Source organism: Acinetobacter sp. P1332 (assembly GCF_044057475.1).
Taxonomy (GTDB): domain Bacteria; phylum Pseudomonadota; class Gammaproteobacteria; order Pseudomonadales; family Moraxellaceae; genus Acinetobacter; species Acinetobacter johnsonii.
Genome location: NZ_CP171157.1, coordinates 1,790,648 through 1,808,284, shown reverse-complemented (window position 1 = coordinate 1,808,284; position 17,637 = coordinate 1,790,648). Strand labels below are relative to the sequence as shown.

Genomic DNA, 17,637 nt, shown 5'->3' with positions numbered 1-17,637 from the left:
ATTTTGAGTGTTTCCACTGTTGTTATCAGCAAAAAGTGTTATGAGCAAAAACACCACGTCAGATCAGAAGAAGGGTTAAACCCGCTGAATAATCATGGCAATGCCTTGACCAACACCAATACACATTGAACACAGGGCATAAGTGCCACCGGTTTGTTCCAATTGATTCAATGCAGTTGTCACCAAACGTGCCCCTGAAGCACCGAGTGGATGACCAATCGCAATCGCACCACCATTCGGATTCACTTGTGTGGTGTCATCCGCTAGACCTAGGTCACGTGTAACGGCCAGTGCTTGTGCCGCAAAAGCTTCATTCAGTTCAATCACATCCATCTCCTCGATTGTGAGATTGGCTTGTTTGAGTAACTTTTTGATGGCAGGTGCTGGTGCAAAGCCCATGATGCGCGGTTCTACACCCACTGCTGTTGAAGCAATGATTTTGGCACGCGGTTTAAGCTGGTACACTTGAATCGCTTGTTCTGAAGCAATCAGTACAGCAGCCGCACCGTCATTGATGCCTGATGCGTTTCCTGCAGTGACGGTGCCTTCTGCTGTCACGACTGGCTTCAGTTTTGCCAAAGCTTCCAAGGTGGTTGATGCACGTGGATGTTCATCCGTGTCGACCACAATCGGATCACCCTTACGCTGTGGAATATTCACAGGGATGATCTCATGCGTAAAAAAGCCTTGAGCTTGCGCGGTTGCGGTGCGCTGTTGACTCGCCAAGGCAAACTGGTCTTGATCGGCTCGATCAATATTAAATTGTTGTGCCACGTTCTCCGCGGTTTGCGGCATGGTCTCTACACCATACATCGCTTTGAGCTTAGGATTAATAAAACGCCAGCCCATAGTGGTGTCTTCAATCTTCTGGCTACGGCCATAAGCGGTTTCTGATTTACCCATGACAAAAGGTGCACGAGACATACTTTCGACGCCACCTGCGATGATTAAATCTGCTTCGCCGGCTTTAATTGCACGGGCTGCCATCGCAATGGCATCTAGGGATGAACCACATAAACGGTTTACGGTCGTGGCTGGGACTTCAACTGGTAAACCTGCCAACAATGCTGACATACGTCCGACATTACGGTTGTCTTCACCCGCTTGGTTGGCACAGCCGTAAATCACGTCATCGACTTGGCTCCAATCTACGCTTGGATTACGTTGTATTAAGGCTTGAATCGGCACTGCGCCCAAGTCATCGGCACGCACTGGAGCGAGTCCACCTGCATAACGGCCGAATGGGGTACGGATGGCATCGATGATATAAGCATTTTTCATTTTTAATCTTGTCCTTTAAAACGGGACTCTGCTGACAGATCAACTGTATCTAGTCACGACGGAGTCTTACCGTGTTCAGTCAAATAGAAGTAGCTCGTTCTCGTCACTTTTTTAAAAAAGTGACCAAAAACGTTGTCATCAACAAAACCTGTTCACTCACAGCAATTTTCCACTGCTGTTGCAAAAACAATACTTTTAAAGCGCTCGACAGGTTGTTGATGACTATAAGCTCTAGCAAATTTTTCTGAAATTTACAGTGTCGCATCCACTAAAGTTGCACCGGTCATTGCCTGCAATTCTGCAAAGCTTAAGCCGTGGACTTTCTCAATCACTTTTAAACCGTCTGCGGTGACATCAATCACACACAAGTCGGTGTAGATGCGATCAACACATTTCAAACCTGTTGCTGGGTAGCTCAGTTCAGCCACAATCTTTGGTTCACCTTGTTTGGTCACATGGTCGGTGGTGATAAACACTTTCTTGGCACCAACGGCTAAGTCCATCGCACCACCGACAGCGGGAATCGCATCAGGCGCACCTGTATGCCAATTGGCCAAGTCACCATTGGCTGCCACTTGGAAGGCACCTAATACTGCGATATCTAAGTGACCACCACGCATCATGGCAAAAGAATCCCCATGATGGAAAAAGGCACCACCTTGCAGCATGGTCACATATTCTTTACCTGCATTGATCAGTTCAGGGTCTTCTTGACCTTTTTCAGGTGGTGGACCAAAAGCCAATAAGCCATTTTCAGAATGTAAGAACACGTCTTTGTCACTTGGCAGGTAACTGGCAATCTTGGTCGGTAAACCGATGCCTAAATTGACATAAGCACCATCTGGAATATCTTGTGCGACACGTTCTGCAATTTGGTTACGGCTGAGTTTTTGATAGCTCATGATATTCTCCCGATTACACAGCAACAGGTTCAGGTTGAACCTGTACCACGTGTTGAACAAAAATACCTGCGGTGATGATGTGTTCAGGGTCTAATTCACCCAAGTCCACCACTTCAGACACTTGTGCAATGGTTACACCTGCGGCCATGGCCATAATCGGGCCGAAGTTACGTGCCGATTTGCGGTAGACCAAGTTACCCCAACGGTCGCCTTGTTGTGCTTTAATCAAAGCGAAGTCGGCTTTGATTGGATATTCCAACACATAATCTTTCCCGTCGATGTGACGGGTTTCTTTGCCTTCAGCCAATAAGGTACCGTAGCCAGTGGGGGTAAACACTGCACCAAGTCCCATACCTGCGGCTTGAATACGACAAGCCAAGTTGCCTTGAGGCACCAGTTCCAATTCGATTTTGCCTGCACGATAGAGTTCATCGAAGACCCAAGAGTCGGACTGACGCGGAAACGAACAGATGACTTTTTTCACAGCACCCGCTTTGAGTAGCTTGGCTAAACCATAGTCGCCATTACCAGCATTGTTGCTAACGATGGTGAGGTCTTTAATGCCGAGTTGAATTAAGCCATCGATCAGTTCAGCAGGTTGTCCTGCGGTACCAAAACCACCAATCATGATGGTGGAACCATCCTTTATTTGCGAAAGTGCTTCTGTTAAAGAAGCTGAACTTTTATCAATCATAATATTGTCCTAGGCACAGCGTACCTATTAACTTTTGGAACTTGGATTTGAGCTTGGAGTTGAAGCTAAAGCTGAAATATCAGGACTACGTTTACTTAAAATTAGATGCGCAGTTAAACCAATAACGATGCCCCAAAAAACGGAACTTAGACCTAAAAAGTGCATACCTGAAGCTGTAGCTAAAAAGGTAATGAGTGCGGAATCTCGTTGAGATTCATCTTTCATGGCTACAGCGATATTGGTTGAAATTGCACCTAATAAAGCCAAGCCAGCCAAAGCAGCAACAAGCTCTTTCGGTAGCAAGCTGAAGAGCAGAACGATACTGCCTGCAAACAAACCACCTAAAATATAGAAAATGCCGTTAGCAACGCCTGCGATATAACGCTTTTCTTTTAACTCATGCGCATCTTTGCCCATACACAGTGCAGCCGTAATTGACGCTAAAACAATGGTGATACCGCCGACACATGCAACAGCTAAAGACGCAATACTGGTGGTGGTGATAATCGGCTTGGCAGGCATGTCATAACCGCTCAGTTTCATGATGGCCATGCCCGGTAAAAACTGTCCTGTCAGGCTGACTAAAATCAAAGGCAGGGCAAGGTTTAAGGTTGAGTGCCAAGTCCATTCAGGGCTAATGAACTGAGGAATAGCAAGTTGGAAATCTAAACTCACCGCATTCATTTCACCAAGCCCAAAGCTCAAGGCCACACCTGAAAGCAGTACCCAAAGCATGCTATAACGCGGTGAAATTCGTTTTGCGACTAAAAAGACAAACAGCATGCTAAACACAATAATCGGCATGCTGTTAGTGGCACTAAATAGACCTAAACCAAACTGAAATAGAATACCTGCCATCATTCCAGCGGCTACTGACTGCGGAATCCATTTCAATAATTTATCGAAGTAACCACTGATCCCGATCAGAAAAATCACCACGGCTGAGGTAATATAAGCGGCTACAGCTTCATTCAGACTAATATTCGGGAACAGGGTGACCAATAAAGCCGTACCTGGCGCAGACCATGCGGTAATCACAGGGACTTTGAACTTAATGGAAAGAAAGATTCCTGCCACGGCTGCTCCAATAGAAATACCCCAAATCCATGAAATCATCATGGCCGGGGAAACCTGAGCTTGTTGCGCAGCCTGAAAGAAGATAATGAGTGGTCCTGAATAGGAAATCAGCACGGCCAAAAATCCTGCGACAGTGGCTGAAATAGACCAATCTTCTTTCAAAGTTTTAAACAGGGTAGCCATTCATTTGCCTCCATGCAGACATGATCCTGTATATAAAATAATGTAACAATCAATTAACCTTGATCGCCACCGCCGACAGGAACAACTGTACCTGTCATATATGACGAATCATCTGAAGCAAGGAATACAATCGCATTCACTTGTTCCTGAATCGTGCCATAACGGTTCATAAAACTACGATCAATAGTTTGATCGACCACTTGTTGCATCCACGACTTTTCATTTTCAGACAGTGGATTTGCATTACGTGGCACTTTACGCGGCGGCGCTTCGGTTCCACCTGTCGCAACTGCATTCACTCGGATCCCATCTTTGGCATGCTCAAAAGCAAGTGATGCAGTAAGGGCATTAACCCCACCTTTGGATGCCGAATAAGGCACACGGTTAATGCCACGAGTCGCTATAGAAGACACATTTACAATCGTACCTTTCTGATTTTTAATCATTTCAGGTAAAACAGCACGACAACACCACAGCGTTGGAAATAATGAACGATTTACTTCTTTGATGATTTCTTCTTCAGAAAACTCTTCAAAAGGTTTCATCCAAATTGCACCGCCGACGTTATTGATGAGCACATCGACACGGCCATAGACTTCAAGTGCTTTGTCTACAACACTTTGAGCACCTGCGAAGGTTTCAAGGTTGGTTTTGACTGTTATTGCATCGCCTTGATGTGCTTCAATTTCTGCTAATGTTTCATCGACATAGTCAGATAAGTCGGCTAAGACAACTTGCGCACCTTCATCCGCCACTTGGAGTGCAACACCGCGACCAATGCCTTGAGCGGCACCAGTCACAATCACGACTTTGTTTAAAAATCTTTGACGATCAGACATGATAAGTGGCCCCAATCAGTTTGCAGAGAATTTTTCAAACAGGAAGTTTGCAGGTTTTACACCTTCGCTATCTAACCAACCACGAACGGCATCAACCATAGGGACAGGACCACAAAGGTAGACATCAACATCACCGCCATTGAGCCATTCATTGTCAATGTGCCCAGTCACATAACCTTTACGCTCATGCGCAGAGTCTGGACTTGCAACCACAGTACGGTATTCAAACCATGGGAGTTTAGCTTGAAGTGCATCCAGTTGTTCTAAAGCAACTAAGTCGAAGTCATTGGTGACACCAAACACCAAACGAACAGGGTGTTCAGCGCCTTTTTCTTCTAAAATCTGTAGCATAGACATAAAAGGGGCAATACCTGTACCTCCCGCAAGCATGACAACAGGACGAACCACATTACGCAGGTAGAAGCTACCAAATGGACCTGTAAAGGTCATTTTGTCGCCAGTTTTGGCAGCACTACTTAAAAAGCTACTCATTTTGCCATTCGGCACATTACGTACCACAAAGCCAGTTAAACGGTTGCCCGGTTTCGAGCTAAATGAATAGGAACGAGTTTCTGCTGTCTCTGGAATTCCGACGTTGACATATTGACCAGCAAGGAAGTGAATGTCAGGTTGACCTTCATCAAGCTGAATATCAAAAGTAATGGTCGATTCTGATAAGTTTTCAACAGCGACTAAAGTGCCTTGATACTGATGAATTTCGGTTTTGCAGACTTCAGATGAAGCTTGAATTTGGAATACGGCATCCGAGCTTGGACGGCATTGGCAAGCCAAAATATAGCCTTGTTCCGCTTCTTCTGGTGTTAACGCATCTTCAATATACGTCTCTTCAGGCATGTCATAACTACCAGATTCGCAAAATGCACGGCAAGTCCCACATGCACCATCACGGCAGTCTAGCGGAATGTTAATTTTTTGGCGGTAAGCGGCATCTGATAAAGACTCACCTTGAGTCACGGTAATAAAACGCGTTACGCCATCTTCAAATTGAAGTGCAACATTGTGGTTTGACATGGCTGAATATCCTTTAAAAACGTTGAAACTTGGAACTTTCAGCCAAAACTCCATTTGGCTGAAAGCATACTAAGGATGTGTGGCTAAAACTTAGAGGTGATAAACATCAATCACTTGGTTGATGTAATCGTTTTTCAGTACCACGTATTTACTTAAAATTTGTGGTTTTTCACCTGAAAAGTCGATTTCATAACGCGACATACCAAAGTAGCTATAACTGGTTTTGTAGCGGAAGCTCAGCGTATTCCAGTTAAAACGGACGGTAACTTTGTCGCCATCACGCTCAATCACTTCGATATTGTTCACATTGTGACAAGTACGTGTGTCTGGCATGGTCGCAGAAGAGCGTTCAGTTTTAATCCGGAACACACGGTCTTCTAAACCTTGGCGGTCTGGGTAGTAAATCAGTGAAATTTCAGACTGCGGATCTGTAGTCAGGGTATCGTCGTCATCCCATGCAGGCATCCAAAATGATGCAGAAGGGGCATAACATGCAAGCCAATCATCCCATTGCTCATCATCTAAAAAACGCGCTTCTTGATATAGAAACTGACTGACTTGTTCGATACTAACGGTGTTGAGTGTTGTAGGAGCATTCATGCCACTTCTCCTTGTTCATTTGCAGTTTCAACAGCCAATGCCTTTTCATTGGCAATTGCAATTTTCATCATGTCTAACCAGTGTTGGTGCTGTGCAAGGTAGAGGCCTTCATCTTCAGTTTTCACACCTGAAAGTTTTGGTTTTAGATCAATTTCATTGGCAGCATCATCTGGGCCATGAATCCAATGTTTTGAACCGCGGCACATATCATTCCATTCCAGTTCAATGCCTGCGTAACCTGCTTGGCATGCACGGAATTCTTCTAAATCATCTGGTGTAGCCATACCTGAGGCATTGAAGAAGTCTTCATATTGGCGAATACGGCGTGTACGTGCTTCCGCGTTTTCGCCTACAAGGGCAATACAGTAAATCGTGACTTCAGTTTTATTGACTGAAATTGGGCGCAGTACACGAATTTGAGAACCGAATTGATCCATCAAATAGACATTTGGATAAAGACAAAGGTTGCGTGAGCGCTCAATCATCCACTTCGACATTGCTTCGCCAAATTTTTCAGAGTATTCGTTGGCTTTCGGGAAGTTTGGACGGTCTTCTGGGTTGGCCCATTGTGTCCAAAGCAGCATGTGACCATTGTCAAAACCGTATGAACCACCGCCTTGTTTACCCCAAGCGCCTGCGCTCATAGCACGGATGTTGTCACCCGCTTGTTTTTCTTTACGTTGTTGGGTGGTCGCTGCATAGTTCCAGTGCACCGCAGAAACGTGATAACCATCTGCACCATTTTCTGCAGTGAGTTTCCAGTTGCCTTCATAAGTGTAGGTAGACGCGCCACGTAAAACTTCAAGACCTTGTTCAGACTGATCCACAATCATGTCAATGATTTTGCTGGTTTCGCCTAAGTATTCTTCTAAAGAGGGGACATCTGGATTTAAGCTACCGAACAAGAAACCTTTATAGTTGCCAAAACGTGCAACTTTTTTCAGATCATGTGAACCTTCATGGTTAAAACAGTCTGAATAACCTGCATCTGCTGGATCTTTAACTTTTAAAAGTTTGCCAGAGTTGTTAAATGTCCAACCGTGGAAAGGGCATGTATAGGTTGCTTTATTGCCACGTTTATTACGACAAAGCTGTGCACCACGGTGTGAACAGGCATTGATCATGGCATTGAGTTCACCATTACGGTTACGTGCAATCAGAATAGGCTGACGGCCAATATACGTCGTGTAATAGTCATTGTTATTTGGAATTTGGCTTTCATGTGCCAAGTAAACCCAGTTACCCTCGAAGATATACTTCATTTCTAGGTCAAAAAGGGCTTGATCAGTAAACACTGAACGATGAAGTTTGAATTCGCCTGTTTCAAAGTTGTCGACAAGTAATTCATCGATACGATCGAGATGGCTAGTATTAATAACTGGGATACGTGGCATGTCCGTTCTCCGACTTTCCAAAAGTGAGGAAGTCCCCGAAATGCAACTTTGCAGTGGCTATTTCGGTTCCAAGGGTAATTAAGCGCTAGCGCGACGACGCTCAACTTCAGTTGATGGTGCAGCCGCTTGGTCTTTCACCAGTTCAACATTGAATTGAATGTGTTTGAATGGACCTGTTAAACCACGGCGCGCAATTTCAGCCTCATCGGTAATATCGACAGCGGTAGCCACTAAGCCTTCACGGGTTGCAAATGCAAAGTCATCCCACAGGTATTGGTCACCCTCAATGTTGAATTGGGTGGTTAACTTGCGGTAGCCTGGCGCAGATACAAAGTAATGTACGTGCGAAGGGCGGTTACCGTGACGGCCTAACTTGTTCAATACAAATTGAGTTGTCCCTTCTGGTGGGCAACCGTAACCGACAGGCATCGTGGTGAGCGCAATGTATTTACCATCTTGATCGCTAATGATTGAACGACGTAGATTGAAGTCTGATTGGGACTTATCGAAGAAAGAGTAATTACCTAAGCTATTGGCATGCCAAACTTCAACTTTTGCACCTTCAATAATCTGACCATCAGTATCAGTCACTGTCCCTTCAATAATTAAAGTCGGAATTTTGCCTTCTTCAGAACCATCATCCATACGTGCAAAACCAACTGATTCAGGTGCGCCAGCTACATATAAAGGACCTTCGATAGTACGTGGTGTTCCGCCTGTAATGCCTGCTTTGGCATCGGCTTCGTCTGCACGTAAGTCGAGGTAGTGCTCAAGGCCAAGCCCCGCTGCAAGTAACCCGAGTTCGTTGGCTTGGCCTGCATCCGTAAAGTATTCTAGGCCTTTCCAAACTTCAGTTTGACTCAAATCTAAGTCTTCAATTGCTTGGAATAAGTCACCCAATAGGCGAACTACAATTTGTTGAGTACGTGCGTCTACAGGGCCTGTTGCTGTATCCACATTCATTGTTTTGACTAGTGCATCAATCTGTTGACGATTCATACTATTGCTCCTTAAGTATGTTTGCTGTGTGGTGGCTGGCTTTATGAATAGGTTGAAAAGCTAGCTGCCACGCTCCTTGTTAATTTCTTTCACTGGATTACTCATTACGTTCCAGTGATTAAACTGCATTAAATCTTTTTAAATTAGCGATCATCTTCGCGAATAGACGATGGATGTCGGTTCAAAGGCATCACTTCAATGTTCATATACGGGTACAGGGGTAAACCTTGCAAAAGGTTGTGTAGCTCTTCATTGCTGTCTACATCAAAAATGCTGATGTTTGAGTACTGACCTGTAATGCGCCAAATATGTCGCCATTTGCCTTGAGCTTGTAGCTCTTGCGAATATGCTTTTTCGACTGCTTTAATTTCACTGGCAGTTTCAGCAGGCATATCCAGTGGAATGTTTACATCCATACGTACGTGAAAAAGCATGTATAACTCCTAAACGGTTAAGACGTCGCTTAAGCGCGGCGCAGCTGATCAATCTTGTTTTCATCTAACTCAATACCGAGTCCTTTGCCTTGAGGTAAATGCAAAGCGAAGTTAGTGTATTGAAGTGGGGTTTTTAAAATATCTTGGGTTAACAGCAGTGGGCCGAATAGCTCGGTGCCATAAGCTAAATTTTCAAAGGTCGAGAACAAATGTGCCGAAGCAATCGTGCCGACTGCACCTTCAAGCATGGTTCCACCATACAAATCTATACCGGCTAAGTTGGCAATCTTCGCGACTTCATGACCTTCAATTAATCCACCAGACTGAGCCACTTTCACTGCAAAAACAGAGGCCGCATTGGTTTTGGCTAAACGGTAGGCTGAGCTTGGTCCCATGAGCGATTCATCCGCCATGATGGCAAGATCAAAACGTCGTGTTAAACGCTGCATCGCATCAATGTTGTCAATCGCACACGGCTGTTCAATCAGATCAATACCACCATTTTGTAGCAGTTGAATGCCTTTAATCGCATCTAGCTCAGACCAGGCACGGTTCACATCAACACGGATGGAAATGTCTGAACCCAGTGCTTGTTTAATCGCAAGAACATGTTCAACATCTTCTTCTACACGGCGTGAACCAATTTTAAGTTTGAAAATATTGTGGCGTTTTGCCTCAATCATTTTTTGAGCTTCAGCAATATCTTTTTCAGTATCACCAGATGCCAATACCCAGAGCACAGATAAGCTGTCACGCAAACGCCCACCCAATACTTCAGACAGGGGTAAATCTAAACGTTGTGCTTGGATATCTAGCAGGGCGGTTTGAATTGCGCATTTGGCAAAACGGTTACCATTAATGCTCTTTTTCAAAGCACGCATGGTTTGTGCGATGTTTGGAGCTTTAAGGGATTTCAATAAAGGTGCAAAATAAGTTTCAATATTGGTCTTAATGCTTTCTGGACTTTCTTCACCGTAGCCAAGTCCACCAATCGTTGTCGCTTCACCCCAACCGACAAAGCCATCTTCAGTGCTGATTTTCACCAAGACAAGCGTTTGCGTTTGCATAGTCGCTACCGCCATTTTGTGTGGGCGAATAGTGGGGATTTCGACGAGTAAGGTTTCTATAGATTTATACATCTTAACTCTGCGCAGCCTTGCGTTGTGTACCTGATGTGATATACCTTAAAAGAATAAATATGAACTGTCGAAGATCAAATTAGCATTTTAATATATCTTAAAGGTATAAATAGTCATGGAATTGAGACACCTCCGCTACTACGTAGCTGTTGTAGAAGAGCAGAGTTTTACCAAAGCTGCTGAAAAATTATTCATTGCACAGCCTCCTTTAAGCCGCCAGATACAAAATCTGGAGGCTGAATTGGGGGTGCAATTATTTGAACGTGGCAGCCGTCCACTCAAGACCACAGAAGCAGGGCAATTCTTCTATCAACATGCGGTTAAACTTTTGTCTAATGCCGAAGAAGTCAAAGCCATGACACAGCGTGTAGGCTTGGTTGAAAAAACGGTGACCATGGGCTTTGTGGGATCGTTGTTATATGGGTTATTGCCTAAAATTGTGTATTTATTTCGCCAACAGCAGCCGCATTTAAAAATCGAATTGATTGAAATGAGTACCAAAGACCAAATTCAAGCCTTAAAAGAAGGGCGGATTGATGTTGGTTTTGGACGCTTACGTATTTCAGATCCTGCTGTGCGTCGGGTTTTACTGCGTGAAGAACCGTTGATGTTAGCGGCACATTCTAGTCATCCTTTGACAGCGCAAAAACAAGGCATTTACCTGTCGGATTTGGTCGATCAAAACTTATTTCTTTATCCAAGTCATCCCAAGCCAAACTTTTCTACCCAAGTCCAAGGGTTGTTTTCAGAATACGGGCTGGAACCTAAACATTTAAAAGAAGTCCGTGAAATACAGTTGGCACTGGGGTTAGTTGCCGCTGGAGAAGGAATCTGTGTGGTTCCAGAAAGTGCACGAACCATTCAACTGCCGCATTTGAACTATATTCCAATCTTAGATGATGCAGCGACTAGCCCCATTTTCCTGGCTATTCGTTCCATGGATGAAAGCGAGGACATTCGTTCATTATTTGATTGTATTTACCAGGTCTATGACCTTGAAGCGATCAAATATGACCGTGCATTTATCTAAGCTTGGGGATTTAAATTTCACGATACTTTTAACGTCTACATTTTAAATAGAGCCATTACAGCCATCCTTGGGGATGGCTTTTTTATAGTCATTTTCGCTTGGTTTTGCTTATTTTCTGTCTCTCACTGAAATTATGGCTTATATAAGCAATTCATTTAAAACAATAAAAACCTTAACCGACCTTAAAGGTATAAATATAGAGTTATTCGGTTTTGGACAAGAAAGCTACTTTTGCTGCAATGTGCACAGCAACAAACATTCGCAAGCAGGAGGCTTAAAGTGAATACAAATCCAGTTAACATCAACACGGTGGTCGATGAAGCCAAATTTACGCCCTTTCATTGGAGTGTACTCATTTGGTGTCTACTGATTATTATTTTTGACGGTTATGATTTAGTCATCTATGGTGTGGCGTTGCCACTTCTAATGCAAGAGTGGGGACTCAGTGCAGTACAAGCAGGCTTACTTGCGAGTACAGCTTTGTTTGGCATGATGTTCGGTGCAATGAGCTTTGGGACGTTGTCTGACAAACTAGGCCGTAAAAAGACCATTATGATTTGTGTGGCTATTTTTAGTGGCTTCACCTTTCTAGGCGCATTTGCAAGCAATCCTATTGAGTTTGGGATTTTACGTTTTCTTGCGGGACTTGGCATTGGCGGGGTGATGCCAAACGTGGTCGCACTCATGACTGAATATGCTCCGAAGCGTATTCGTAGCACACTCGTTGCGGTTATGTTCAGTGGTTATGCTATTGGTGGCATGACATCAGCCTTACTGGGTGCATGGTTGGTAACAGACTATGGTTGGAAAATCATGTTCTATATCGCCATCATTCCATTTCTGGCTTTACCGATTCTTTGGAAGTTTTTACCTGAGTCTTTAATGTTCCTGACTAAAAAGGGTGAAACTGAAAAAGTCCGTGAAATTGTGCAAAAAATTGCACCTGAGCAAGCGATTCAGCCAGAAACGACATTTAAGCTCAACGAACCTGTTGCTGGTGATGATGCTCCATTAAAAGCATTGTTCCAACAAGGCCGTACCTTTAGCACCATGATGTTTTGGGTGGCATTCTTTATGTGCTTACTCATGGTCTATGCGCTTGGAAGCTGGTTACCAAAACTAATGATTCAAGCAGGTTATTCGCTTGGTGCGAGTATGATTTTCTTATTTGCTTTAAATATTGGCGGTATGGTTGGAGCGATTGGCGGTGGTGCGCTCGCAGACCGTTTCCACTTAAAACCAGTTTTAACGACGATGTTCACCGTGGGTGCTATTGCACTAATTCTACTTGGTTTCAACAGTCCACAAATGGTGCTGTACGGTTTAATTGCAATTGCGGGCGCAGCAACCATTGGTTCACAAATTCTACTGTATACCTTTGTTGCACAGTTCTATCCAACTGCGGTGCGCTCTACAGGTATGGGCTGGGCTTCAGGCATAGGACGCATTGGCGCAATTGTTGGACCAGTATTAACAGGTGCATTATTAACTTTTGAGTTGCCACATCAAATGAATTTTCTCGTGATTGCGATACCTGGTGTAATTGCGGCTTTGGCAGTGTTTATGGTCAACTTGAAAGTGTCTGTAGATGGTGAAAAAACCAAATCAAAACAAGTGTTTGATGCAGTTAAATCGACATCCAATTAAATAATATTGAACCCATGAGTCTAGTGCATTAGTAGTAGGCTCATTTCAAAAACTGTATGAATTGTTAAAATCAATTTGCTTTTTAGAAGTTGTTTTTTAACGCGATTTTTAATGCGATAAAAAGTTTCATTTTAAAGTATTAAAAGAAATGCATTGCGTTAGAAAACAGCGATGAAAAAGAGAGCTAAATATTAAAGAGTAAAAGTCAGGACAGACTTAAATACACAGGACCCGTGTTAAATGAAACAATTTAAGAAGAACGCTTTAGTTGTCACTTTATCGATGTTAAGCAGTGCAGCATTACATGCACAAAGCAATACGACGACAGAGATTGAGCAACTTAGAAATGAAATTAATGCGTTAAAACAAATGCTTCAACAGAATACTCAGCAACAACAGCAGCAAGCTGTTCAATTGAGCGCTGTTGAACGTCAAGTGTTGACGACGCCAAAAACGGTTGAAAAAACGGGTTTAGGTTTGACCAAAGGTGGGGCAGAGTTCAACTTATACGGTAATGTTCGCGCGGACGCATCGTATCAGGCCGAAGGTGGCTCTCGTGATATGCCCTATAACCAAATCAATAGCGTGCCTTTAGAAGGAAATGCTGAAAATAGCGATCGCTTAAGATCAACCCTTTCAGCAACGCGATTAGGTTTGGACTTTAAAGCGCCAGTCGCCGATCAGAACTTAAATGCCAAAATTGAGGTCGACTTTTTAGGCGGCGCAAACCTTGATAATTTACGTATTCGTCATGCGTATTTAAACTATGGTAACTGGTTAATTGGTCAAACGTGGTCAAACTTTGCGACTCCAGACTACATCCCTGAAACGATTGATGCTTTGGCTTATGTGGGTGCTTCAATTAAACGTACACCTCAAGTGCGTTATACCCATAAATTTACGCCAAATACTAACTTAGTCGCGGCAGTGGAAGACCCGAAAGATGCCAGCATGAGCCAACGTATGCCAGCATTTACAGGACGACTGAATCATAAGTTTAATGATGCACTTTCAGTCAGTGGGCGTGCAATGGCGCATGAAAAACGCATTCAAAATCAAGAAGAGTGGGCGTATGGCGTAGGTGTTGGTGCCAAATTTGACATCACCCCTGTGACTTCTGTGAAAGCCGACTACTACCATGTTAAAGGCGATAGCAGCTTTGTATCCTTTACTAACCCTGGCGTAGTTGCAACAGGCACAAGTATTGAACAAAGTGAGTTTTACTCAATTACTGTCGGTTTAACACAGAAGTTTAATGACAAATTACGTGGTACTTTGGCTTATGGTTATATGACTTTTGATAAAAATCAGGACTACCTTGATGCTGTAGCTGATGATACCAAAATCAATAAAAACTTATGGCAGGCATGGGGTAATTTATTCTATAGCCCAGTTCAGCCTGTTAGCCTTGGCGTAGAGTATGTCTACGGTGAGCGTGAAGCGTTTGCACCTGCGGCAAATGGTAGTAAAAAAGGTGAAGACAACCGTGTGAACTTGGTTGCGATTTATAACTTCTAATACTTTAAGTGATAACCCGTTTTCACTTTGATATGTATAGATCGAAGTGAAATTTCACATAGAAGCCGAAGGATAACCCCTTCGGCTTTTTATGTTTTGCTCGATACTCAGTTTTGAGGAAATGTTGCGAAAGTCATGCAATAGTCGAAGTTTCGTCAGAACTTAAGTTATTTGTCACATAAGAATAAGTCATGAAAATAAAGCACATGTGCTGCCATCAACGGGTTACATTATGTGAGGTAAGTAACTGTATATAGAGTACTTGATGACAATAACATGGATTCTTTTTACGCTTATGGCCGCTTTCATGCAGGCTTGGCGCAACGCTTTTCAAAAGCAACTCAGTACTACTGTAGATGTTTATGGAGTGACTCTAGCGCGGTTCATCTTTGCTTTACCTTTAGCACTGATTTACATCAGTTGCCTTTACCATTTCCAACCTGTGACAGAGTCCGTCCATTTCAATCTCCGTTTTGCTATCTATGTGCTTATTGCGGCGTTGAGCCAAATTGCAGCAACAGCATTGATGGTTCAGCTTTTTAAGCAAAAAAATTATGCAATTGGAGTGGGTCTTGCTAAAAGTGAAGCAGTACTTGCCGCGATTATTGCCGTGCTCTTTTTATCCGATCATTTAAGCCTTTTAGGCTGGTTTGGGGTTGCTGTCGGAGGCTTCGCAGTTTTTTTAATGTCCAAAGGGCGGGACTTTTCTGATTTTTCGGTGCAAACCTTGTGTATAGGTATCGGTAGTGGTTTATGTTTTGCCATTACCTCGCTCTTGGTACGTGAGGCCAGTTTAGAACTAGATAATTTACCGTTTATTCACCGTGCAGCTTGGGTGCTCTTAATGGTGATTGGGACACAGTGCTGTTTACTTTTAATGTATTTGGGTATATTTCGCCGTGCAACATTATGGGCCATGTGGCAGCGTATTGGACTTACATTTCGTGTCAGCTTATGTAGTTTTTTGGCGTCACTGGGTTGGTTTAGTGCCATGAGTATGCAGTCAGTGCCCATTGTAAAAACTTTGGGGCAGGTTGAGATTATTTTTAGTATGTTGATTTCAGCCTACTTCTTTAAAGAAAAGCTGGCACGTGCTGAACATCTCGGTATTGTATTGGTGGTGGTTGCTGCATTTTTAGTGATTTGGGCTTGAAGTCTGATCTTTACACAGCCCCTGTCATTCATTTGTAATGACATTAACCATTCAAAATGTAATGTAACTGCCGTTTTACTAGTCTTCAACTCAAAAAAATAGAGATTAAACCCATGTCTAGGTTTAATCTCCAAAGTGTATTTTCTCGTGGAGTTTAATTTTGAGGCCCGAATTTAGATGTTGATATTAGTGCAGCAAACTTCAGATTCTTATTGAAGAAGGTAGTTTTGATCTGCACCGACAAAGAAAATCACACCTATACAAAAAAGCCCACAGTAAATCGCGAACCAGATAATCATGTTTTTAAATGCTTTATCTGAAATTGAACTATCTGCATATTTTGCTGGTTTTTTTGAGTCTAGATCTTTCATGGTTACTGCACTCAACTGAGGTGATGAGTACATTATGTAAAGCAAACGACTGATGAAACAGGTACAAAAACAAGATTAAAAAAATATAACAGATGAAGCAGAATTGCTCAGGACTGTTATAGTCTAAAGCCTATGTGACACACTATGTAGATATCAGTAACTTGTTTTCAGAGTCCTATCACTTGAAAATACAAGAAAATTAAAAATGATCTTATATTTAAAATACCACTCATGAATTTTATACATACTGAATCATTAGAAATGATCATTTCATTCATGACTGTAATTTTTGTACATTAACTAAAATAGACCTTGTCTGCGTAGAACTAAAGTACTTGAACCTTCAGCATGGCGTTTAAGTTTAAAACGATATTTAGAGAGCATTATGAAAAATTTTGAAAATAAAGTGGCAGCGATCACAGGCGCAGGTTCAGGCATTGGGCAGCAGTTGGCGATTCAACTGGCTAAACAAGGTACACATTTGGCACTCAGTGATCTCAATGAACAAGGTTTGGCGGAAACCTTAAACCACGTCAAAGATTATCCTGTTTCAGTCACGCTCACAAAACTGAACGTTTCAGACCGTAAAGCAGTAGAGGATTGGGCAAAGCAGTGTGAGCAGGATTTCGGGCAGGTCAATTTAGTTTTTAATAATGCAGGGGTCGCGTTAGCGAGTACTGTTGAAGGTCTGAGCTATGAAGATGCCGAGTGGATTTTCAACATCAACTTTTGGGGTGTGGTGTATGGAACCAAAGCTTTTTTACCCTACTTAAAACAAAGTGGCTCTGGGCATATTGTGAATATTTCAAGTCTATTTGGGCTCACTGCTCAACCTACTCAGAGTGCCTATAATGCGACAAAGTTTGCTGTCCGTGGTTTTACCGAGGCACTACGCCAAGAACTAGACCTAGAAAACTGTGGTGTCAGTGCAACTTGTGTTCACCCGGGTGGGATACGTACCAATATTGCCAATAGTGCTCGAATGAGTGACAGTATTCGTGCGCTGGGTATGAACCCAGAGCGTGCTAGCCGTTCTTTCAATAAAATGCTTAAAACCCCGCCAGATGTGGCAGCACAGGCCATTTTAAAGGCTGTAAAAAAAGATGAGCGCCGTGTCTTAATTGGAACAGATGCCAAAATTATCGATCTGGTACAGCGTATTACACCAACAGGCTATACGCAGGCCATGAGCTTTTTGACAGGGAAAAAACGCCGTAAATAAAGACGTATTCACATGAAAGATGATTTTATTGTTTTAACCGAGTATACTAAATCGAGTAATTTTTAAATTAAAAAAAGCTTCGATTTCAATGCTAAAGCATTCCGTTAAATAAAATGATAAGG

Annotated in this window: 17 protein-coding genes; 5 read left to right on the top strand and 12 right to left on the bottom strand. The window is 43.0% G+C overall.

Annotated features, from left to right (window positions below):
• Positions 1-75: 75 nt before the first annotated feature.
• The 11 genes from pcaF to ACFN7Z_RS08755 all read right to left on the bottom strand — a co-directional run bounded on the left by pcaF (position 76) and on the right by ACFN7Z_RS08755 (position 10,574).
• Positions 76-1,281 (bottom strand): 3-oxoadipyl-CoA thiolase, encoded by a 1,206-nt coding sequence (gene pcaF / locus ACFN7Z_RS08805; RefSeq protein ID WP_010326672.1) that lies wholly within the window; start codon positions 1,279-1,281, stop codon positions 76-78.
• Between the two features lie 251 nt (positions 1,282-1,532).
• A complete protein-coding gene (locus ACFN7Z_RS08800) occupies positions 1,533-2,183 on the bottom strand; it encodes a 3-oxoacid CoA-transferase subunit B (RefSeq protein WP_010326673.1) in 651 nt (216 codons plus the stop codon).
• Positions 2,184-2,196: 13 nt separating this feature from the next.
• Entirely contained in the window at positions 2,197-2,877 is a 681-nt protein-coding gene (locus ACFN7Z_RS08795; protein ID WP_010326674.1) for a 3-oxoacid CoA-transferase subunit A, read from the bottom strand.
• A 27-nt stretch (positions 2,878-2,904) separates the two neighbouring features.
• Complete coding sequence (gene benE, locus ACFN7Z_RS08790; RefSeq protein WP_010326675.1) at positions 2,905-4,137, bottom strand: benzoate/H(+) symporter BenE; 1,233 nt, start codon at positions 4,135-4,137, stop codon at positions 2,905-2,907.
• Positions 4,138-4,190: 53 nt separating this feature from the next.
• Positions 4,191-4,976, bottom strand: a complete 786-nt coding sequence (gene benD / locus ACFN7Z_RS08785; protein ID WP_010326676.1) for a benzoate diol dehydrogenase BenD — start codon at positions 4,974-4,976, stop codon at positions 4,191-4,193.
• 15 nt (positions 4,977-4,991) lie between these two features.
• Positions 4,992-6,008 (bottom strand): benzoate 1,2-dioxygenase electron transfer component BenC, encoded by a 1,017-nt coding sequence (gene benC, locus ACFN7Z_RS08780; RefSeq protein WP_010326677.1) that lies wholly within the window; start codon positions 6,006-6,008, stop codon positions 4,992-4,994.
• A 90-nt stretch (positions 6,009-6,098) separates the two neighbouring features.
• Positions 6,099-6,608 (bottom strand): benzoate 1,2-dioxygenase small subunit, encoded by a 510-nt coding sequence (benB, locus tag ACFN7Z_RS08775; protein ID WP_010326678.1) that lies wholly within the window; start codon positions 6,606-6,608, stop codon positions 6,099-6,101.
• Entirely contained in the window at positions 6,605-8,002 is a 1,398-nt protein-coding gene (gene benA / locus ACFN7Z_RS08770) for a benzoate 1,2-dioxygenase large subunit (protein ID WP_130235425.1), read from the bottom strand. Before benA ends, benB begins: the two co-directional genes overlap by 4 nt.
• 78 nt (positions 8,003-8,080) lie before the next feature.
• Positions 8,081-9,001 carry a catechol 1,2-dioxygenase gene (gene catA / locus ACFN7Z_RS08765; RefSeq protein ID WP_130235426.1) on the bottom strand — a complete coding sequence of 307 codons (921 nt, stop codon included), beginning with the start codon at positions 8,999-9,001 and terminating at the stop codon, positions 8,081-8,083.
• 143 nt (positions 9,002-9,144) lie between these two features.
• A complete protein-coding gene (gene catC, locus ACFN7Z_RS08760) occupies positions 9,145-9,435 on the bottom strand; it encodes a muconolactone Delta-isomerase (RefSeq protein WP_130235427.1) in 291 nt (96 codons plus the stop codon).
• 29 nt (positions 9,436-9,464) lie between these two features.
• Positions 9,465-10,574: a muconate/chloromuconate family cycloisomerase gene (locus tag ACFN7Z_RS08755; RefSeq protein ID WP_130235428.1), complete on the bottom strand. Its 1,110-nt coding sequence runs from the start codon at positions 10,572-10,574 to the stop codon at positions 9,465-9,467.
• A 115-nt stretch (positions 10,575-10,689) separates the two neighbouring features.
• Here ACFN7Z_RS08755 and ACFN7Z_RS08750 point away from each other — a divergent pair, with 115 nt between their 5' ends.
• From ACFN7Z_RS08750 to ACFN7Z_RS08735, 4 genes are all read left to right on the top strand, one after another.
• Positions 10,690-11,604 carry a LysR family transcriptional regulator gene (locus tag ACFN7Z_RS08750; RefSeq protein ID WP_130235429.1) on the top strand — a complete coding sequence of 305 codons (915 nt, stop codon included), beginning with the start codon at positions 10,690-10,692 and terminating at the stop codon, positions 11,602-11,604.
• A gap of 279 nt (positions 11,605-11,883) precedes the next feature.
• Positions 11,884-13,251, top strand: coding sequence for an MFS transporter (locus ACFN7Z_RS08745; protein WP_130235430.1), 1,368 nt, complete (start codon positions 11,884-11,886; stop codon positions 13,249-13,251).
• Positions 13,252-13,491: 240 nt separating this feature from the next.
• Complete coding sequence (locus ACFN7Z_RS08740; RefSeq protein ID WP_130235431.1) at positions 13,492-14,769, top strand: DcaP family trimeric outer membrane transporter; 1,278 nt, start codon at positions 13,492-13,494, stop codon at positions 14,767-14,769.
• Between the two features lie 265 nt (positions 14,770-15,034).
• Complete coding sequence (locus ACFN7Z_RS08735; RefSeq protein ID WP_058951991.1) at positions 15,035-15,922, top strand: DMT family transporter; 888 nt, start codon at positions 15,035-15,037, stop codon at positions 15,920-15,922.
• A gap of 209 nt (positions 15,923-16,131) precedes the next feature.
• Here ACFN7Z_RS08735 and ACFN7Z_RS08730 read toward each other — a convergent pair whose 3' ends face one another.
• Positions 16,132-16,293 (bottom strand): hypothetical protein, encoded by a 162-nt coding sequence (locus tag ACFN7Z_RS08730; protein WP_004979714.1) that lies wholly within the window; start codon positions 16,291-16,293, stop codon positions 16,132-16,134.
• 385 nt (positions 16,294-16,678) lie between these two features.
• Between ACFN7Z_RS08730 and ACFN7Z_RS08725 the strand changes: the two genes are divergently transcribed.
• Positions 16,679-17,515, top strand: a complete 837-nt coding sequence (locus ACFN7Z_RS08725; protein WP_010326685.1) for an SDR family oxidoreductase — start codon at positions 16,679-16,681, stop codon at positions 17,513-17,515.
• The last annotated feature ends 122 nt before the right edge of the window (positions 17,516-17,637 follow it).